Source organism: Pseudomonas sp. S8 (assembly GCF_050473925.1).
GTDB lineage: Bacteria > Pseudomonadota > Gammaproteobacteria > Pseudomonadales > Pseudomonadaceae > Aquipseudomonas > Aquipseudomonas parakoreensis.
Map to the genome: position 1 here is coordinate 5,716,296 of NZ_JBFDVZ010000016.1, position 18,340 is coordinate 5,734,635.

The window sequence follows — 18,340 nt, forward strand, 5'->3', positions numbered from 1 at the left end:
AGTGAGAATCCCGCAGGCCATCGGGCGAGCGGGGATGCTCGCCAGTGTAAGTCGGTAGGAAGCTATTCGATAGCCTCATAAGGAAGCCCGACGTAATTTTCTGCAATGGTTTTCCGACCCGCTTCTGAACTGACGAAATAGTCCAGTTCCGAGGCGCTGATCCGTTGGCTGAAAGCATCATGCTCGTCGAAACGGTGCAGCATCGAGGTCATCCACCAGGAAAACCGTTCGGCTTTCCAGACCCGGCGCAGGCAGATTTCCGAGTATTTCTCCAACAGATCCGTGCGGCCTTCGCGATAAACCTTCAGCAGAATGTTGAACAAAGTGCTGACATCGCTGGCGGCCAGGTTCAGGCCCTTGGCCCCGGTGGGCGGCACAATGTGTGCGGCATCGCCGAGCAGAAACATCCGCCCATACTGCATCGGCTCAACGACAAAGCTGCGCAGCGGCGCGATGCTTTTTTCAATCGACGGGCCGGTGACCAGTTTTTCGGCAAGCTCGGCGGGCAGACGGGTTTTCAGCTCAGCCCAAAAGCGCTCGTCGGACCAGTCGGCAACGTTCTCCTCGGCCGGCACTTGCAGGTAATAACGGGTACGGGTGGCCGAACGCATGCTGCACAGGGCGAAGCCGCGTTCGTGACGGGCGTAGACCAGTTCTTCGTGCACCGGCGGGGTGTCGGCGAGAATCCCCAGCCAGCCGAACGGATAGACCCGCTCGAAGATCTTCAGGCAGGCCTCGGGAATCGACTGCCGGGCTACGCCATGAAAGCCGTCGCAACCGGCGATGTAATCGCAATCGACGTGCCAGGTTTCGCCGTCCTTTTCGAAGGTGACAAACGCCTCGTCGCTTTTCATGCCGTGAGGAACGACATGGCTCGCCTCGTAAATCGTCGACGCACCGGCCTCCCGACGAGCGGCCATCAGGTCCCGCGTGACCTCGGTCTGGCCGTAGACCATCACGGTTTTGCCACCGGTCAGACCCTGCAGATCGATGTGGGCCAGACGCCCATCCAGGGCCAGATCGAAACCGCCGTGCACCAGTCCTTCGGCGTCCATGCGCTGGCCGACTCCGGCCTGGCGCAACAGCTCTACCATGCCTTGTTCGAGCACGCCGGCGCGAATCCGCCCGAGGACATAGTCGGGCGTCTGGCGTTCAAGAATCAGGGTGTCGATGCCGGCGTTGTGCAACAACTGACCGAGGAGCAATCCGGAGGGACCGGCGCCAATGATGGCGACTTGGGTTTTCAGCGTTTTCATTGTTTTTATGACTCGCAAGCTTCACGCGACGTGAGTCGGTGAATGATTTTTATGGATCGAGTGCTTGCATTTTTCCCTTGCGGGTCTGTCAATTGAAGGTGAAAACTGAGCCGATACCTGTACATTCTGCCAATCGGTGCGATTATCGCCCGCAAACCTCGAGGCCTGGATTGAAGTGATGAACAAGCCTGACCTGCCTTCGATTCCGGTGTTCAAGCTCTACGGTGAAAGCCTGGACTGGCCGACCCCTGACTTGCTGCACTGTGAAACCATTTCCAAACGCAGCCGCGAACATCAATGGGAAATCAAACCCCACCGCCACGCCGATTTGTGCCAGTTACTCTTCGTTTTCAAAGGTCAGGCAGAGCTTGAAATCGAAGGTCAACGCACGCAGCTCAACGAACCCGCCATTCAAGTCCTGCCCCCGTTGTCGGTGCATGGCTTTCGTTTTTCCGAGGACGTCGAAGGTTTCGTCGTTACCCTCGCCAATCCGTTGATCAACCACCTGCAGGCGCAACTGGGCAATTCGGTGCATGCCCTGGCGCAGGCCGAGCACTATCCGGCGGGCAAGGATGCGCAGTACCTGCACAGTCTGTTTTCAGCATTGCAGGCCGAGTACAACGGCCATCAACCCGCGCGGGAAATGCTCATGCATTCGCTGGTCAGCGTGATCATGGTCTGGGTCAGCCGTCAGGCGATCGTGCGCCATAACGCCAGTCAGCGCCCACAACGCCAGCGCGAATACCTCAATGGGTTCATTCAATTGGTCGAGGAGACATACCGCCAGCATGTGAAGGTCGAAGACCTGGCGCATCGCCTGGGGATTTCGGTGTCGCACCTCAACGGTACTTGCCGGGAACTGGCAGGGCAGCCAGCGCTGCAGATCATGCACGAACGCCAGTTACTGGAAGCCAAACGTTTGCTGACCTATACCAGCATGACCATTTACGAGATGTCGGAATTGTTGGGGTTTTCCGATCCGACCAACTTCACGCGCCTGTTCCGGCGCAGGGTGGGGATTTCGCCAAAGGCGTTTCGCGACCGGCTGAAGGCCGAGCAGTGATCGGGTAAAACACCACCGCCCCCTGTGGGAGCTGGCTTGCCAGCGATTGCGTCCTGTCAGTCAGCACTGAAGGCGTCTGGGCCACCGCCATCGCTGGCAAGCCAAGCTCCCACAGGGTTGATAGCAAGCCGAATCAGCGCAATGCGTTCAGCGTGGCATTGTGCGGAATACAACGCTCGAAATTGCAGCTCGCATAATCGCGGGGCAGTTGTCGCAGTTGCTCGACCCGCCAGGCCGCAGTGCCGTACAGCGCCAGCGTGGCGGCGCAGGTGATGAAGATCGCGAAGTACCTTCTTGTTCTGATGTTCATGGCGTAGACCTCTGAACGCATACCCTGCGGTATTACTTTCAGCATAGAACAAGATCAAAGGATCGCAGCCTGCGGCAGCTCCTACATTTGGAATGCATTTCCTCTGTAGGAGCTGCCGCAGGCTGCGATCTTTTGCTTTTCTACAACCCCACATCCCACTCTGGATGCTCGGGAAACCGTTGCACCAGAAAATCCAGCATGCTGCGCAGCGCCGCCGGCATGTGCTTGCGTGAGGCGTACACCGCGTAGATGTTCATCTGCCGTGGCTCGGCATTCGGCAGCAGGCGCACCAGTTCTCCGGCATGCACATGCACCCCGGCCTGATAGGTCGGCAGCATCGCCACGCCCGCACCGGCCAGGGTCGCGCGCAGCAACGTGCTGGCCTCGTTGGCGCTGATGTTGCCTTGCACCGGCACCGACACCGGTTCGCCGTCCTCTTCGAAATGCCACAGGCTCTTGCCGAAATACGAATGCGTCAGACAGTTGTGCCGGCTCAGGTCCTCGACCCGCTGCGGCGGCGGGTTGTCGCGCAAGTAGGCGGGCGCGGCGCAGACCACCGAACGGCACACCGTCAGGCGGCGGGCGATCAGGTTCGGGTCCAGGTCATTGCTGGTGCGGATCGCCAGATCGATGCGTTCATCCACCAGGTTCACCGTGCGGTCGAGCATTTGCAGATCGATGCTGACCCCGGGGTAGCGCTTGACGTACGCCGCCATGGCATCGGCCAGTTGTGCCTGGCCAAACGAGGTGCTGACACTGATGCGCAGCAGTCCGCGCGGCGCATCGTGGGGTTCGCTGACAGCGGCCTGCATATCGCTTGAGAGTTCGAGCATCTGTCGGCAGCGCGGCAGGATTTCGCTGCCGGCGGCGGTCAGGCTCAGCTTGCGCGTAGTGCGGTGCATCAGACGCGCGCCGACCCAGTCTTCCAGCTCCGCCAGATAGCGAGACACCACCGGCCGCGACAGGTCCAGATGATCGGCGGCTGCCGACTGGCTGCCCAGATCAACCACCGTGACAAACACGCGCATTGCTTGAAGACGATCCATGATTTGCCCGCTTTCAGAAACAAACTATGTTCAAGCATCGCATTTTTTGTACCGAGTCAGGCAACTAAGCTCTGTCCCATCGCCAAACACGGCATTCGGATCACGGAGCAACAGATGATCGGCTTCACCACCCTCAAGCGCGTTTTGCTGGCCACCGCCACCCTCGGTTTTGCGGCCCATGCCGCTGCCGCCAACCTGACCCTGGACGTTTACAACCCGGGCACCAACGCGATCTTCCCGGTGACCTCGGTGCTGGTCAGCGGCGAGAAAGACGCGATTCTGGTCGACGCGCAATTCGGCAAGGCCCAGGCCGAACAGGTGGTGGAAAAGATTCGCGCCAGCGGCAAACACCTGACCACCATTTACATCAGCCACGGTGACCCGGATTACTACTTCGGCCTCGACACCCTGACCCAGGCCTTCCCCGACGTCGAGGTCCTGGCGTCGCAGCCGACCGTTGATCACATCAACAAAACCGTCGCCGGCAAACTCGCCTTCTGGGGCCCGAAAATGGGCGCCGATGTGCCGGCCAAAACCATCGTGCCGGGCGTGCTCAAGGGCGATAGCCTGATGCTCGAGGGGCAGAAGTTGCAGGTGGTCGGCCTTGAAGGCAAACAACCGGATCGCAGCTTCGTGTGGATTCCGTCGCTCAAGGCTGTGGTCGGTGGTGTTGTGGTCGCAGAGAACATTCATGTCTGGATGGCTGATACCCAGACTGCGCAATCCCACGCCGACTGGCTGCAAACCCTGCACTCGATCGAAACCCTGAAGCCGAAAACCGTGGTGCCCGGTCACTTTCTGGGCGAGAGCAGCCGCTCGCTGGCCAGCGTGAAATTCACCGCCGACTACATTAAGGCTTTCGACGAAGAAACCGCCAAGGCCAAGGATTCCGCCGCACTGATCAAGGCCATGCAAAAACGCTACCCGACACTCGGCGAAGAAAGCTCGCTGGAGCTGAGCGCCAAAGTCGCCAAGGGCGAAATGCAGTGGTAAGCCGATTCTGAAAACGCAGCACTCTCAAGCCAACTGGAGAATGTCATGAGCAAGATCGCAATCATTGGTGCCACCGGTCGTGCCGGTAGCCAACTGCTGGAAGAAGCCCTGCGTCGTGGCCATAGTGTCACCGCCATCGCCCGCGACACCTCGAAGATCGGCACACGTGCCGGTGTGGTCAGCAAGAATGTCGATGTGCTGGATTCGGCAGCGCTGCAAGCCGCCGTCGCCGGTCACGACGTGGTGATCAGCGCTGCGCATTTCGCCACGGTACCGGCCAGTGCCGTGGTTGGCCCGGTGAAGCAGGCGGGCGTGAAACGTCTGCTGGTGGTCGGCGGTGCCGGTTCGCTGTTGCTGCCGGATGACACCCGAGTGATCGACAGTGCCGGTTTCCCGGCCGAGTACAAAGCCGAGGCCAGCGCCGGGGCAGCGTTTCTCGATGCCTTGCGTCAGGAGAAGGAACTGGACTGGACCTTCCTCTCGCCATCGGCCGAGTTTGTCGAAGGTGAGCGCACCGGCAGCTTCCGCGTCGGCAAGGATCACTTGCTGGTGAGTGCCGAAGGTCGCAGCTGGATCACCTTCGCCGACTACGCGATTGCGTTGATTGACGAAGTGGAAACGCCGAAGCATTCGCGTCAGCGGTTCACCGTCGGCTACTGACCTACAAACGCCCCCTGTAGGAGCTGCCGCAGGCTGCGATCTTTTGATCTTGTTTTTAAAATCAAAGTCAACAGATCGCAGCCTGCGGCAGCTCCTACAGGGGAATGTGGTGTTTCAGCGGGTATGCGCCTGCTCCACCAGCCAGATCATCAGTTCTTCCAGCTGCGGCGATGCCCCTGCACCCTGCGGCATCACCACGTAGTAACCCAGTCCCGTTTTCACCTTCAGCTCAAACGGCATCACCAGCCGCCCGGCGCGCAGGTCGTCGCCGATCAACGACCAGTCGCCAATCGCCACACCCGTCCCGTGGGACGCCATCGACATCGCCTGATCCAGCGTCTCGAAATGCTGGCCCGTGTTGACGTTGTTCAACTGCAATTCGGCCGCCGTCAGCCACACCGTCCAATCCTGCGTATCGCGGGTCGGATGCAATAGCAGATGCTGTTGCAGATCGGCCGGTTCGCTCAGCACCGGTGGGCCTTTCAATAACGCAGGCGAACAGACCGGAGTCAGTTGTTCATCAAACAGATGCAGCGCGGTCGATGAGTTGTCCGGCGGCGTGCCGTAGATCACCGCCGCATCGAACTGCTCGCGCTGAAAGTCGACCCCGTGGGCCAGTGTGGTGGTCAGTTTGACCGGTACGTCCGGGCGTTCCTTTTGCCATTGCAACAGGCGCGGCACCAGCCAGCGCATCACGCAGCTGGGCGCCTTGAGTTGCAGGGTCTGACGCTTGCGCCCGATCTGCTCGGTGGCCTCGCTGATCAACCCGAAGATCTTTTCCACCCGCGGCAGCCATTCGCGCCCTTCGGCGGTCAGCTCCAGGCCTCGGGCCAGACGGATGAACAGCTCATACCCCAGATGATCTTCCAGCCCGGCGATCTGCCGGCTCACGGCGCCCTGGGTGATGTGCAACTGCTCGGCCGCCCGGGTGAAGTTGCAGCACTGCGCAGTGATCAGAAACGTGTGCAGGGCGGGCAGGGGAGGCAGTCGTTTCATGTGGATCCAAGGTATGACGTGAGGACATGGCTAGTATGACTTTTAATCGATTGTTGCCGCTACCTGCCGCCCGTTCAATGAGCTCATTCCACCCGGATCGATGTGGGAGCGAGCTTGCTCGCGAATACGGTTTTCCATTCAGCATCAATGTGGCTGATACACCGCTTTCGCGAGCAAGCTCGCTCCCACACTGGCACGGCGTATTGAACAACAAGAAGGGCAATCGACATGGCGACGTGTGGCGAAGTACTGGTCAAGTTACTCGAGGATTACGGGGTCGAGCAGGTGTTCGGCATTCCCGGGGTGCACACCGTGGAGCTGTATCGCGGGCTGGCCCGTTCGAGCATCAACCATGTCACCCCACGGCATGAACAGGGCGCCGGTTTCATGGCCGACGGCTACGCGCGCACCAGCGGCAAACCGGGGGTGTGCTTCATCATCACCGGCCCGGGCATGACCAACATCACCACCGCGATGGGCCAGGCTTACGCCGACTCGATCCCGATGCTGGTGATCTCCAGCGTGCAGACCCGCAGCCAGTTGGGCGGCGGTCGCGGCAAGCTCCACGAGTTGCCGAACCAGAGCGCGCTGGTCGGCGGCGTCGCGGCGTTCTCCCACACCCTTATGTCGGCGGCGGAATTGCCCGGCGTGCTGGCCCGTGCTTTCGCACTGTTTCAGGCCGGGCGTCCGCGTCCGGTGCACATCGAGATTCCGCTGGATGTGTTGGTGGAAGAGGCCGACGAACTGCTCGCCAGCGTCCCGGTCAATATCGACCGCGCCGGGGCTGCACCGGCTGCCGTACGGCGCATGAGCGAACTGCTGGCCGGCGCTCAGCGTCCGCTGATTCTCGCCGGTGGCGGTTCCATCGATGCCGCCGCCGAACTCACCGAACTGGCCGAGTTGCTCGACGCCCCGGTGGCGCTGACCATCAACGCCAAAGGCATGTTGCCGACCAGCCATCCGCTGCTGATCGGCTCGACGCAAAGCCTGGTCGCCACTCGCGCACTGGTCGCCGATGCCGACGTGGTGTTGGCAATCGGCACCGAACTGGCCGAAACCGATTACGACGTGACCTTCGCCGGCGGCTTCGAGATTCCCGGCAAGTTGCTGCGCATCGACATCGACGCCGATCAGACCGTGCGCAACTATCCGCCGCACGTGGCGTTGGTCGCCGACTCGCGCAACGCTGCGCAAGCGCTGCTCGGTGCGCTGTCGCAGCAGGCGCTGGCCGAGCGGCGCAATGATTGGGGTCAGGTGCGGGCAGCACGTCTGCGCGATGAGCTGGCCGCGACCTGGGACGTGCCAACCCTGGCACAGACCCGTTTTCTGGAAACCGTGCTGCACGAGTTGCCGGACGCGGTGTTCGTCGGCGACTCCACGCAACCGGTGTACACCGGCAACCTCACCTTCAACCCGGAGCGACCACGGCGCTGGTTCAACTCGTCCACCGGTTACGGCACCCTCGGTTACGCCCTGCCGGCGGCGATTGGTGCGTGGCTTGGCGGCAACCTCGAGGGCGGCGCTCGTCCGCCGGTGGTGTGCCTGATTGGCGACGGCGGCTTGCAGTTCACCCTGCCGGAACTGGCCAGCGCAGTTGAAGCGCGCACCCCGGTGATCGTGCTGCTGTGGAATAACCAGGGTTACGAAGAGATCAAGAAATACATGGTCAACCGCGCCATCGAGCCGGTCGGCGTCGATATCTACACCCCGGATTTCATCGGCGTCGCCAAGGCCCTGGGCTGCGCCGCTGAAGCGATCAGCTCGGTTGAGCAATTGCGTGGCGCGCTGCGTGCGGCGACTGACCGCCAAGGCCCGACCGTGATCGAAATCGACCAGACCCAATGGATGCAGGCGGTGGCCCAATGATCAACTTCCCAACCACCCTCGATGGTCTGTACATCAATGGTCAATGGTCGGCCGGGCGTGAGCACCTGCGGGTGATCAACCCGGCCACCGAAGCACTGCTGACCACGGTCAATGGCGGCGATGAACGCGCGGTTGATCTGGCCGTCAGCGCGGCCACTGCAGCGTTCAAGAACTGGTCGAAAACCAGCGGTGCCGAACGCGGCGCGATCCTGCGCAACATTGCCAACGGTGTGCGCAACGGGCGTGACCACTTGATGAAGTTGCAGTCGAGCAACAACGGCAAGCCACAGTTCGAAGCGGCCATCGACGTCGATGATGTGATCGCCACGTTCGAGTATTACGCCAGTTTGGCCGAAGGCCTCGACGCCCAACTCGACAGCAACGTGGCGCTGCCCAGCGACGATTTCAGTGCGCGTCTGCGCCGTGAACCGTGCGGTGTGGTCGGGCTGATCGTGCCGTGGAATTTTCCGATGGTCACCACTGCGTGGAAGCTCGCACCGGCCTTGGCCGCCGGTTGCTGTGTGGTGCTCAAACCGTCGGAAGTCACGCCGCTGCCGGAGCTGGAACTGGCGGCGATCATCGCTGAATCCGGTCTGCCCGACGGCGTGTTCAACCTGGTCTGCGGCACCGGTCTGGCGGTGGGGGCACCGCTGTCGGCGGATCCGCGCATCGCGAAAATTTCCTTCACAGGCAGCAACGCTGTCGGCGTGCAAGTGATGCAGCGTGCCGCCGAAACCGTGAAGGGCGTGAGCCTGGAGCTGGGTGGCAAATCTTCGCTGCTGGTACTCGAAGATGCCGATCTGGAACTGGCCGTGGAACTGGCTTGCGGCGGCGGTTTCTTCAATGCCGGGCAGATGTGCTCAGCCACCAGTCGCGTGCTGGTCGCCGATGAACTGGCCGATGAGTTTCTTGAGCGTCTGCAAAAGCGCGCGCAAGCGATTCGCGTGGCCGATCCTTTCGACCCGGACGTGGAGATGGGCGCGCTGGTCAATCAGGCGCAATACCAGCGCGTGCTCGGCCATATCGATCGCGGTTTGAGTGCCGGAGCGAAGCTGGTGTGCGGCGGCAATCGTCCGGCGCATCTGCCGCGCGGCTATTTTTTGCAGCCGACAGTGTTCACCGACGTGCCCCTCGACAGTGCGTTGTGGTGTGAGGAGATCTTTGGCCCGGTGCTGTGCGTGCGCAGTTTCAGCAGCGAAGCCGAGGCGATTGCCCTGGCCAACGACAGCCAGTTCGGGCTGGTCGCCAGTGTGGTGACGCGTAACGCCGAGACCGCCGACCGCCTCGCCAATGCCCTGCAGGCGGGGCTTGTATGGCTCAACGCGCCGCAAGTGATCTTCCCGCAGACGGCGTGGGGCGGCTACAAGCAGAGCAGCATCGGCCGCGAATTGGGGCCGTGGGGCCTGGCCGCGTTTCAGGAAATCAAACACGTGATCCGGGCGCTCTGAGCGCCCGAAAACGGTGAGTGCATGCCTCGCAACGAGGCATGCGTCGGTGTCATGGCTTCGATGAGTTTTTATCGATAGTCAGGTGTATTGCACGACCTCAGGATGAACCCGTCGGCTGCGCTGCAGGCCTTTGAATATAAGGCCTGCAGCGGATCCGGCCGCGCGGATGCAACGGTTGCGACCAACCTCATACTTAAAAGAACAAAGGGAGTCCTTCATGGGCGAGCATGATCTGAACAGGCGTCAATTCATTAAAACCGTCGGCGTCGCCTCGGTAGCAGCGGCGGCCCTGAGCATGCCCTTCATCCGGGCCAGCGCCAGCGACACGCGGTTTGCCGGCAAGACCTTGCGTTTGCTGACCTGGTCGGATGACACCGGCCTCGCCGCACTGCGCAACATCGCCGCCACGTTCGAGGCCAAGACCGGCGCCAAGGTCATCGCCGACCGCACTGGCAGCACCTCGGAAATGGTCGCCAAACTCAAGGCCGGCGGTGACCGTCCGCAGTACGACATCATCACCCTGGCCGGGGTTGGCGCCGAAGGTCTGGCCGCCGCCGGACTGCTGGAAAAACCCGACCTCAACCGGATTCCAAACCTGATCGACGTACCGGAAAAATACCGCACCGGCGCCAACGGGCACGGCATCGGTTACCTGCTGTGGTGCAACAGTCTGGTCTATAGCACCCGTACCCTCAAACAGGCTCCAGACAGTTACGCCGCGCTGTGGGATGCCGATCTGGCGCCGAACATTTTCCTGCCGCCGCCGAACTGGACCGAGGCCATGGACCTGATCATCATCGCCGCGAAACTCGCCGGTGGTGATGAACACAACATCGAGCCGGGCTTCAAGAAACTCGCCGAGCTCAAGGATCGCGTGGTCACCCTCGGCGAGAACCCGAACCAGATCGCCGAGCTGTTCCGCACCGGGTCCCTGGACATGGGCGGCTTGTACGCCCCGGCATTCTTCCCCAAGCAGATCCGCGATCCGAACTACGGCCTCGGTGCCACGTTCGGCATGAAGGAAGGTTTCTACACCGACCTGATGCTCTCGGTGATGCCGAAGAACCGTCCGGGCGACACCGACCTGGCCTACGCCTTCATCGACCACTCTCTCGACCCGCTGGTGCAGGGCAAGATGGCCGAAGACATCTTCAACGGCCCGGTCAACGCCAAGGCGATCATCTCCGCCGAAGCGCGCAAGAGCCCGTACATCCTCACTCCGGAGCAGATTGCCGAGAAGGCGATCATGCACGACAACGCCTTCCTGGCGACCGTGCATGACCAATGGATTCGTCGTTATACGGAAATTTTTTCTTCCTGACGCCGAACACAAACCTTCAGAACACCAAAAATCACTGTGGGAGCTGGCTTGCCAGCGATGACGGGCTTCCTGTCGACAATGATGTCACTGACAGATTGCTATCGCTGGCAAGCCAGCTCCCACAAGGGGCGCGGTGCTTTGGAGAGATGTGTTTGTCAGTTGTTTTTCCATTGACGAGATCATTGCTATGGAACATCAATCCCTGACCCAACCGGTCGGCACCGCTGACGTGCGTCCGGCGCGCGGTATTTCGCCGACCGCCCGGGCGTGGTTTTTCCTCACGCCGTCGATGCTGTTTCTCGGAGTGCTGATCGCCGCCAGCCTGCTGGTGCTGCGCATGAGCGTCGGCACTAAAGGCGCGGAATGGAGCGGGTTCAGCCTCGCCAGCTACGCGCAATTACTCGAACCCTATTACCTCAAATCCCTGCTGCTGACCCTGCGTCTGGCGCTGATCAGTGCGGTGATCGCGGTGCTGCTGGCGATCCCGGTGGCGTACACCATGTCGCGGCTGACCTCGCCGTTCGTGCGGCGGATCTTTCTCGCGGCGGTGCTGTTGCCGCTGCTGGTCAACCTGCTGCTGCAAAGCTACGGCTGGCTGGTGATTCTCGGCCCGGGCGGGATGCTCAACCAGACGCTGATGGGCCTGGGCCTGATCAAGCGCCCGATCATGTTGCTGTACAACCAGAACGGCGTGCTCATGGGCTTGGTGCAGACCGCGTTTCCATTGGCCGTGCTGCCGATTGCCAGCGCAATGCGCGGTGTTGCGCGCACCTACGAAGAGGCCGCCGCTACCTTGGGAGCCAGTCGTTTTCAGGTGTTCCGTCAGGTGGTGTTGCCGATGAGTCTGCCGGGGATCATCACTGGGGCGACGCTGGTGTTCGCCTACAACGCCAGCAGTTTTGTCGTGCCGTTGCTGCTCGGTGGTCGCCGTGTGCCGATGCTCGCGGTGATGGTGCATGACCAGATCGCGCCGCTGATGAACTGGCCCGCCGCATCGGCGGCCGGGGTGGTGCTGATCGTCACCACGCTGGCGATCATGACCCTGTCCGAATACATCACCGGCCGTCGTCGGCGCCTGCTGGAGGCTTCGCAATGAGTACCCTGACCAACAAGCGCATGGCGCTGCTGCCCGGCGACACCGGCAAGTTCGCCGGGATCCTTTCCGGGGTCATTCTGCTGCTGGCGGTGTTGCCGATCCTGACCATGATCGTCATGTCGTTCAGCGGCGCGTCGAACCTCGACTTCCCGCCGAGCAGCTACAGCCTGCAATGGTACAAGGCGGCCTGGCACACCTTCGTTTCGCCGGACGCCAGCGACGTGCTGAGCCTCGGCCAGGCCATGGCCACCAGCCTGCTGGTGTCGTGCCTGACCATGGTCTTCGCCACGCTGATCGCGGTGCCCGCCGCCTATGCGCTGACCCGCTGCGAGTTCCGTGGCAAAGCCGTGGCGCTGCAACTGATGTCGCTGCCGCTGGTGTTTCCGATGGTGGTGTTGGGCCTGGCCTTGCTGCTGGTGTTCGACAGCCTGCCGTTTCACCTGACCACCTCGCGGCTGGTGATTGCCCACGTGATTCTGGCGCTGCCGTTCGTGGTGAAAAACTGCACCGCCGCGATGCTCTCCATCGGCAACGAAGTCGAAGAGGCGGCGCGGATGCTCGGCGCCTCACCGCTGCGGGCGATTGTCGACGTGGTGGTGCCGTTGATGAAGTCGGGGATTCTGGCGGGGATGCTGCTGGCGTTCATCGTCTCGTTCAACGAATTCACCGTGACCTATTTCCTCTACACCATCGACGTCATGACCGTGCCGATCTGGATGTACAGCCGCACCGTGTCATCGCTCGACCCTACCGTGTTCTCGTTTGCCGTGCTGATCGTGCTGATCGACTTCGTCCTGATCTGGGCGCTGGAGAAGCTGGTGGGCGAGGGCGGCGTTTCCTTTTGATTTGAGGTGCAACATGACTGGTCTGATTCTGGAAAACGTCGAGAAATTCTACGGCTCGGCTTGCGCGGTACAGGAGGTCAATCTGCATTTGCCGGAAGGCCAACTGGTGTGTTTTCTCGGCCCGTCGGGCTGCGGCAAAACCACCTTGCTGCGGATGATCGCCGGGCTGGAAACCCTCACCGGCGGCGAGATTCGCCTGGATGGCGAGGACATCGGTCGCACCCCGGCGCACCTGCGCAACTTCGGCATGGTGTTCCAGTCGCTGGCGCTGTTTCCGCACATGACCGTTGGCGAGAACATCGCCTACCCGCTGAAACTGCGCGGCGTGAGCAAGGCCGAGCAGCAGGCGCGGGTGGTGGAATTGCTGGAGTTGATCCAGTTGCAGGCGATGATCGACCGGCCGGTGGCGAAACTCTCCGGCGGGCAACGACAGCGGGTAGCGATTGCCCGGGCCATCGCCTCGCGGCCGAAAATCCTTCTGCTCGACGAACCGCTGTCGGCGCTGGACGCCAAGTTGCGCGAGTCGATGCAGGTGGAAATCCGCCAGTTGCAGCAGCGCTTGAACATCACCACGATCATGGTCACCCATGATCAGCGCGAAGCCATGACCATGGCCGACATCGTCGTGGTGCTCGGCGAGCACAAGGTGCAGCAGGTGGGCACGCCGATCGAAATCTATCGGCACCCGGCCAACGAGTTCGTCGCCGACTTCATCGGTTCGGGCAACATCTTTCCGGCCACGGCGCTGGGCGACGGCAAGGTCAGCTTGCCGGGCGGTGACGCGCTGCAAGTGCCGATCTGCAGCAGCATCGAGGCGGGGCAGAAAGTGAAGATGCTGATTCGTCCGGAAGACCTGCAACTGTCCGCGCCACAGGCGACGGCGGGCAATCGCTTGCTCGGCAAGGTGACGTTTGTGCGTGATATTGGCGCGACCATCGAGACCACGGTGGAGTGTTCCGGGGTGACGTTCACCGCGTTGAGTACGCCGTGTCAGGGGATCGGTTTGGGAATCGGGCATCCGGTGTCGGTGACGTTGCCGAGCGAGGCGTGTCGGGTACTCGGTGCCTGATTCTGGATTGAGGTTGTCTTGACTGGCCCCATCGCTGGCTTGCCAGCGATGGCGTCAGCCGATACAACACAACACCTTGATCAGACCGACTGCCGCAACCGCGCCAGATCCCTTAACGGCGGCGCACCAAACAAGCGGCTGTACTCACGGCTGAATTGCGACGGGCTTTCATAGCCCACGCGATAGCCTGCCGCCGACGCTTCCAGCCCTTCGGCCAGCATCAGGCGTCGCGCCTCTTGCAGGCGCAATTGCTTCTGATACTGCAGCGGACTCATCGCCGTCATCGCCTTGAAACGGTGATGCAAGGTCGAGACGCTGAGGTTCACTTCTTTCGCCAGATCATCAATGCGCAGCGGTTGTTCGAAGTTGCCGTTGAGCCATTTGATCGCCTGGCTGATGCGATGGCTCTGACTGTTGGCAATCGCAATCTCATACAAACGGTGGCCCTGCGGACTGCGCAGCAGGCGATAGAGAATCTCTCGGCGAATCAGTGGCGCGAGCATGGCGATGTCTTTTGGCGCATCCAGCAGTCGCGCCAGACGCAACACCGCGTCGAGCATCGCGCTGTCGATCTTCTCCACATACAGGCCGCGCCCGGTCGGTCGGGTCGGCACGCCCATGGGGCCGGCGTCGGCGATCAGTGCGGTGATTTCCGCCGGGTCGATGTCCAGGCGCACGGCGAGGATCGGATCCTCCGGCGAGACATTCACCACCCGCCCGCTGAGCGGCATCGAGACCGAGACCACCAGGTAATTCAGCGGGTCGTAATTGAAGAACTCATCGGCCAGGCGCACCTCTTTGCGGCCCTGGGCCATGATGCACAGCGCCGGTTGCGCGAGCACCGGGGCGAAGTCATGGGATTTTGTGTGGCGCGACATGAACAGTGAGCCGATGGCGGTCTGGTAACTGCCGTCGTCCGTGGTGTTGCGGCGGATGATCGCCGCGAGTTCTGCGCGCTGTTTTTCCATGTCGGCATCGGGCGGAGACTGGAAACGATCGAATGACGTCATGCGCGGCATCCTCTGCTAAGACGGTGGAATGGGGCAGAGCCTATATTTGTGCAAGCGCCAGCGGTAGACACATCCTGTCAAATGCTTGCCTGATTCTGCATCGGCTGGTTTTGCGTGCCGGCCATCGCCCGGTCATCACCTCCTTATTGCTTGGGGCGAAGACCCCTGTAGGAGCTGCCGAAGGCTGCGATCTTTTGATTTTAAAAACAAAAATCAAAAGATCGCAGCCTTCGGCAGCTCCTACACAAAACTCGTATGACAGCGGTGTGACAAGGTTTTAGCGGTGGTTGCCAGTCGTTTATGCAGTCTCGCAGGATTGTGCAACGCAGCGGCAGGAATCGACTAACGGCACCTTGCGCCCGGCCCTTAACCTTGGATCCTGTCGCAGCCCGTCCCCCGGCTGCCACGCGACTCCCTGGGAGGGTTGAACATGTCCAAGCAGATTCCCGTCAGTCATATGGCCTTCGTTCGAGCGCGCGCCGGACGCTCCATCGAACTGGGTGTACGCCTCAGTGCCTTGATCGAACCGTCACGCAACGCCCCCGGTTGCCTGAACTTTGCCCTGCAGCATTCGCAATGCGATCCGGACCTGTGGCTGGTCTCCGGTTTCTGGAGCCATCAACAGGCAATGACTGCGTATTTCAACAGCCCGTCGATGCAGATCTTTGCCGAGCTGGTCCAGGACCTGGTGGTCAACAGCCTGGATTTCCACACCTTCAAAGAGGTGTCGGCGGCGCAGGCGCTCGGACAATGTCCGGCACCGATACACAAACTCGCCGGTTGAGGGTTTAATGTCCGGCTTATTGGTCTGAGCCAGGATGTGTGCCATGGCACGTAAAGAGTTCGAACACTTCGAAGCAGTCTCCGCAGTCGTCCCCGTCGAGTTGGGCGGCAACAAGGGTTATCACGCGGCAATCGCGGTCAAGGCCCTGGTCGATGGCGGTGCGCCACGTTTCCATAAACTGCTGGGTGACCAGGTGTTCCCCGGCGCCATCGCTGCCGATGAGGCTGCCATCAATGAGCTGGATCGCCTCAAGGGTGTCACTGATGACGCCGAGTTGATCTGGTAGTTATTTGACCGCCCCCGGGCGCCACATCTTGAACAGGGCTTCAGGCCCCAATTGGAAATAATCCGCCGGCCCGCCGCCGCGCAGAATCGGTTCTGCCGCGGCGGTGTCGTAGATCCCGTCCTTCAACAGCCACTTGGCGATATGCACGGCAACCACTTCGCCGAGAATCAGCCAGCTCGGCACGGTTTCGCCATCGGCGCGCTGCAGCTGAATGATCTGCGTGACCTTGCACTCGAAGGACACCGGGCTTTCGGCGACCCGTGGCACCGCAATCACCTTCGACGCTACGGGCGTCAGTCCGGCCAGTTCAAACTCGTTGACCTGCGGCGCGACCATCGCGCAGCTCTGGTTCATCTGCTCGGCCAGCGGGCGGGTGGCGAGGTTCCAGGCGAACTCGCCGGTCTGCTCGATGTTGTTCAGGCTGTCTTTGCGCCCGACGCTGGAAAAACCAATGATCGGCGGAATGTAGTTGAACGCGTTGAAGAAGCTGTAAGGCGCCAGGTTCAACTGCCCATTGGCATCCTGCGAAGAAATCCAGCCGATGGGGCGCGGGCCGACGATGGCGTTGAACGGATCGTGGGGCAGGCCGTGGCCGTGAGCGGGTTCGTAGAAGTGGATGTCATCGGACATGGATGGAGTTCCTCAAAAGGGCAATCTGAAAGACGCCATAGTGTAAGAGCGCACCGCGTATTTCCAGTCGAACGCTGATCCCACTGTAGGAGCTGCCGAAGGCTGCGATCTTTTGATCTTGATCTTAAAAAAAAAATCAAAAGATCGCAGCCTTCGGCAGCTCCTACAGGGGATTTGTATGGATTTCAGAAATTGTGCAGCCCCAGAAATGACTAAGCCCGGCCGAGGCCGGGCTGTGAATGGACTGCTGAAACTTAGCTGATGGCTGCAGCAGTACCGGTCTTGTCGAAGCCATCGGCGGCCACGGTTTTGCCGATGTTGGTTTTATCGAAACCGTCAGCGGCGTAAGTGCCCGAGTGGCTGGTTTCGATTGCGGCGCTGGCGCCGGAAATGAAGTCGGCCGATTTGGTTTTGTCCGAACCATCGGCAGCGAAAGTGTTGGCGGCCAATACGGACAGGGTCAGGGCGAGGATCAGTTTGGTTTTCATGTCAGTTACTCCAGATGCGTTGGCGATGTGTCTTGCTTGGATCTAATGTTACATCAACTAAATTGATTAAAAAGCGCAAATAAATGCTAAAAACAATCGATTAACTTGATATTAAGGGCGGCGCATTCAATTCGCTTTCGTCGTTAGAGCGAGCGCCGCGCAGGTCATCGATCAGGTAGGTGCAGGATGCGGGAGATGCATTAACCGCTAATTAATGGCCTCCTTCGGGCTGTGTGACAGATTTTTCATACATTCCCGACCGGTTTTTCACCGGTGCAACGCCAGTCTGCCCACGGCCAGAAAACCAAGAACCGGCCGTCTCACTCTGGAGCTTTGCTTGCGATGAATAAACTGCCTCAAATCACCCTGGCGTTCTGGGTTATGAAAATCTGCGCGACGACCCTGGGGGAAACCGCGGGGGATTTGCTGTCGATGACCCTCAACGTCGGTTACGCCCTCAGCTCGCTGATCCTGATCAGCGTGTTCGTGCTGACCCTGATCACCCAGTTGATGGCCAAGACCTACAAGCCGCTGCTGTACTGGATCGTGATTCTGTCGACCAGCACCGCCGGCACCACCATGTCCGACTTCATGGACCGCACCCTTGAACTGGGCTACGCCACCGGATCGATGATCCTGATTGCGATTCTGCTGGCGATCTTCGCGGCCTGGCGCCTGAGCGGCGATTCGCTGAACGTCAGCAAGGTGCAAACCTTCCGCGGCGAGATGTTCTATTGGATGGCGATTCTGTTTTCCAACACCCTGGGGACCGCGCTCGGCGACTACCTGGCCGATGATTCGGGCCTGGGTTTTGCCGGTGGCGCGCTGCTGATCGGCTCGACCATTGCCGTGGTGGTTGCGCTCAAATACTTCACCAGGATTTCGACCGTGGTCTTGTTCTGGGTGGCGTTCGTGCTGACCCGGCCGTTCGGTGCGACCTTGGGCGACCTGATGACCAAATCCCATGAAAAGGGTGGCCTGGACTTCGGCACCATCGGCTCGTCGGCGGTGCTGGCAGGGATTCTGCTGGTGATGATTGTCGGCGCGTCGTATGCGCAGAAGCGTTATGGCAAGCCGCCGGTTGCCGAGTTGACTTGATACCGAGTCGCCCCAATCGCTGGCAAGCCAGCTCCCACAATGATCGGTGATGTTCACCAAATCTGTGTGCACCAC

The 18,340-nt window shown here is 60.9% G+C and carries 19 protein-coding genes; 12 read left to right on the top strand and 7 right to left on the bottom strand.

Going from position 1 to position 18,340, the window contains the following annotated elements; all coding sequences use genetic code 11:
* Nucleotides 1-62: 62 nt before the first annotated feature.
* Complete coding sequence (gene pobA / locus AB1J88_RS27020; protein WP_430292721.1) at nt 63-1,247, bottom strand: 4-hydroxybenzoate 3-monooxygenase; 1,185 nt, start codon at nt 1,245-1,247, stop codon at nt 63-65.
* Nucleotides 1,248-1,434: 187 nt separating this feature from the next.
* On the opposite strand from pobA, the gene AB1J88_RS27025 reads away from it, so the two are divergent.
* Nucleotides 1,435-2,319, top strand: coding sequence for a helix-turn-helix domain-containing protein (locus AB1J88_RS27025; RefSeq protein WP_095668431.1), 885 nt, complete (start codon nt 1,435-1,437; stop codon nt 2,317-2,319).
* A 133-nt stretch (nt 2,320-2,452) separates the two neighbouring features.
* On the opposite strand, the gene AB1J88_RS27030 is transcribed toward AB1J88_RS27025, so the two are convergent.
* Both AB1J88_RS27030 and AB1J88_RS27035 read right to left on the bottom strand, forming a co-directional pair.
* Entirely contained in the window at nt 2,453-2,629 is a 177-nt protein-coding gene (locus tag AB1J88_RS27030; RefSeq protein ID WP_174376820.1) for a hypothetical protein, read from the bottom strand.
* A gap of 140 nt (nt 2,630-2,769) precedes the next feature.
* Nucleotides 2,770-3,675 carry a LysR family transcriptional regulator gene (locus tag AB1J88_RS27035; protein ID WP_430292374.1) on the bottom strand — a complete coding sequence of 302 codons (906 nt, stop codon included), beginning with the start codon at nt 3,673-3,675 and terminating at the stop codon, nt 2,770-2,772.
* 114 nt (nt 3,676-3,789) lie between these two features.
* Between AB1J88_RS27035 and AB1J88_RS27040 the strand changes: the two genes are divergently transcribed.
* Both AB1J88_RS27040 and AB1J88_RS27045 read left to right on the top strand, forming a co-directional pair.
* Nucleotides 3,790-4,668 carry an MBL fold metallo-hydrolase gene (locus tag AB1J88_RS27040; protein WP_430292376.1) on the top strand — a complete coding sequence of 293 codons (879 nt, stop codon included), beginning with the start codon at nt 3,790-3,792 and terminating at the stop codon, nt 4,666-4,668.
* Between the two features lie 45 nt (nt 4,669-4,713).
* The gene (locus AB1J88_RS27045) at nt 4,714-5,328 is read left to right on the top strand and encodes an NAD(P)-dependent oxidoreductase (RefSeq protein ID WP_041068445.1); all 615 of its coding nucleotides are present in this window, start codon (nt 4,714-4,716) and stop codon (nt 5,326-5,328) included.
* A 114-nt stretch (nt 5,329-5,442) separates the two neighbouring features.
* Here the strand turns inward: AB1J88_RS27045 and AB1J88_RS27050 are convergent, their stop codons facing one another.
* Complete coding sequence (locus AB1J88_RS27050) at nt 5,443-6,324, bottom strand: LysR substrate-binding domain-containing protein (protein WP_041068447.1); 882 nt, start codon at nt 6,322-6,324, stop codon at nt 5,443-5,445.
* Nucleotides 6,325-6,552: 228 nt separating this feature from the next.
* On the opposite strand from AB1J88_RS27050, the gene AB1J88_RS27055 reads away from it, so the two are divergent.
* The 6 genes from AB1J88_RS27055 (at nt 6,553) to AB1J88_RS27080 (ending at nt 13,969) form a co-directional block, all read left to right on the top strand.
* Nucleotides 6,553-8,190, top strand: a complete 1,638-nt coding sequence (locus tag AB1J88_RS27055; RefSeq protein WP_430292378.1) for a 5-guanidino-2-oxopentanoate decarboxylase — start codon at nt 6,553-6,555, stop codon at nt 8,188-8,190.
* A complete protein-coding gene (locus tag AB1J88_RS27060) occupies nt 8,187-9,638 on the top strand; it encodes an aldehyde dehydrogenase family protein (protein ID WP_430292379.1) in 1,452 nt (483 codons plus the stop codon). The genes AB1J88_RS27055 and AB1J88_RS27060 overlap by 4 nt, the downstream gene beginning before the upstream one ends.
* A gap of 217 nt (nt 9,639-9,855) precedes the next feature.
* On the top strand, nt 9,856-10,959 hold the full coding sequence (locus AB1J88_RS27065; protein ID WP_027612490.1) for an ABC transporter substrate-binding protein: 1,104 nt from the start codon (nt 9,856-9,858) through the stop codon (nt 10,957-10,959).
* Between the two features lie 187 nt (nt 10,960-11,146).
* Nucleotides 11,147-12,055: an ABC transporter permease gene (locus AB1J88_RS27070; protein ID WP_222018529.1), complete on the top strand. Its 909-nt coding sequence runs from the start codon at nt 11,147-11,149 to the stop codon at nt 12,053-12,055.
* Nucleotides 12,052-12,900, top strand: coding sequence for an ABC transporter permease (locus tag AB1J88_RS27075; RefSeq protein WP_041068455.1), 849 nt, complete (start codon nt 12,052-12,054; stop codon nt 12,898-12,900). The genes AB1J88_RS27070 and AB1J88_RS27075 overlap by 4 nt, the downstream gene beginning before the upstream one ends.
* A gap of 13 nt (nt 12,901-12,913) precedes the next feature.
* The gene (locus AB1J88_RS27080) at nt 12,914-13,969 is read left to right on the top strand and encodes an ABC transporter ATP-binding protein (RefSeq protein WP_430292382.1); all 1,056 of its coding nucleotides are present in this window, start codon (nt 12,914-12,916) and stop codon (nt 13,967-13,969) included.
* A gap of 80 nt (nt 13,970-14,049) precedes the next feature.
* Here the strand turns inward: AB1J88_RS27080 and AB1J88_RS27085 are convergent, their stop codons facing one another.
* Nucleotides 14,050-14,979, bottom strand: coding sequence for an AraC family transcriptional regulator (locus AB1J88_RS27085; RefSeq protein WP_007965868.1), 930 nt, complete (start codon nt 14,977-14,979; stop codon nt 14,050-14,052).
* A 430-nt stretch (nt 14,980-15,409) separates the two neighbouring features.
* Here AB1J88_RS27085 and AB1J88_RS27090 point away from each other — a divergent pair, with 430 nt between their 5' ends.
* Entirely contained in the window at nt 15,410-15,763 is a 354-nt protein-coding gene (locus AB1J88_RS27090; protein WP_430292383.1) for an antibiotic biosynthesis monooxygenase family protein, read from the top strand.
* A 43-nt stretch (nt 15,764-15,806) separates the two neighbouring features.
* Nucleotides 15,807-16,049 carry a hypothetical protein gene (locus tag AB1J88_RS27095; protein ID WP_007965872.1) on the top strand — a complete coding sequence of 81 codons (243 nt, stop codon included), beginning with the start codon at nt 15,807-15,809 and terminating at the stop codon, nt 16,047-16,049.
* On the opposite strand, the gene AB1J88_RS27100 is transcribed toward AB1J88_RS27095, so the two are convergent.
* The gene (locus AB1J88_RS27100; protein WP_041068463.1) at nt 16,050-16,679 is read right to left on the bottom strand and encodes a flavin reductase family protein; all 630 of its coding nucleotides are present in this window, start codon (nt 16,677-16,679) and stop codon (nt 16,050-16,052) included. It lies immediately after the preceding gene.
* A gap of 254 nt (nt 16,680-16,933) precedes the next feature.
* Nucleotides 16,934-17,167, bottom strand: coding sequence for a hypothetical protein (locus AB1J88_RS27105; protein WP_187678121.1), 234 nt, complete (start codon nt 17,165-17,167; stop codon nt 16,934-16,936).
* 342 nt (nt 17,168-17,509) lie between these two features.
* Here AB1J88_RS27105 and AB1J88_RS27110 point away from each other — a divergent pair, with 342 nt between their 5' ends.
* The gene (locus tag AB1J88_RS27110; RefSeq protein WP_041068467.1) at nt 17,510-18,265 is read left to right on the top strand and encodes a COG4705 family protein; all 756 of its coding nucleotides are present in this window, start codon (nt 17,510-17,512) and stop codon (nt 18,263-18,265) included.
* The last annotated feature ends 75 nt before the right edge of the window (nt 18,266-18,340 follow it).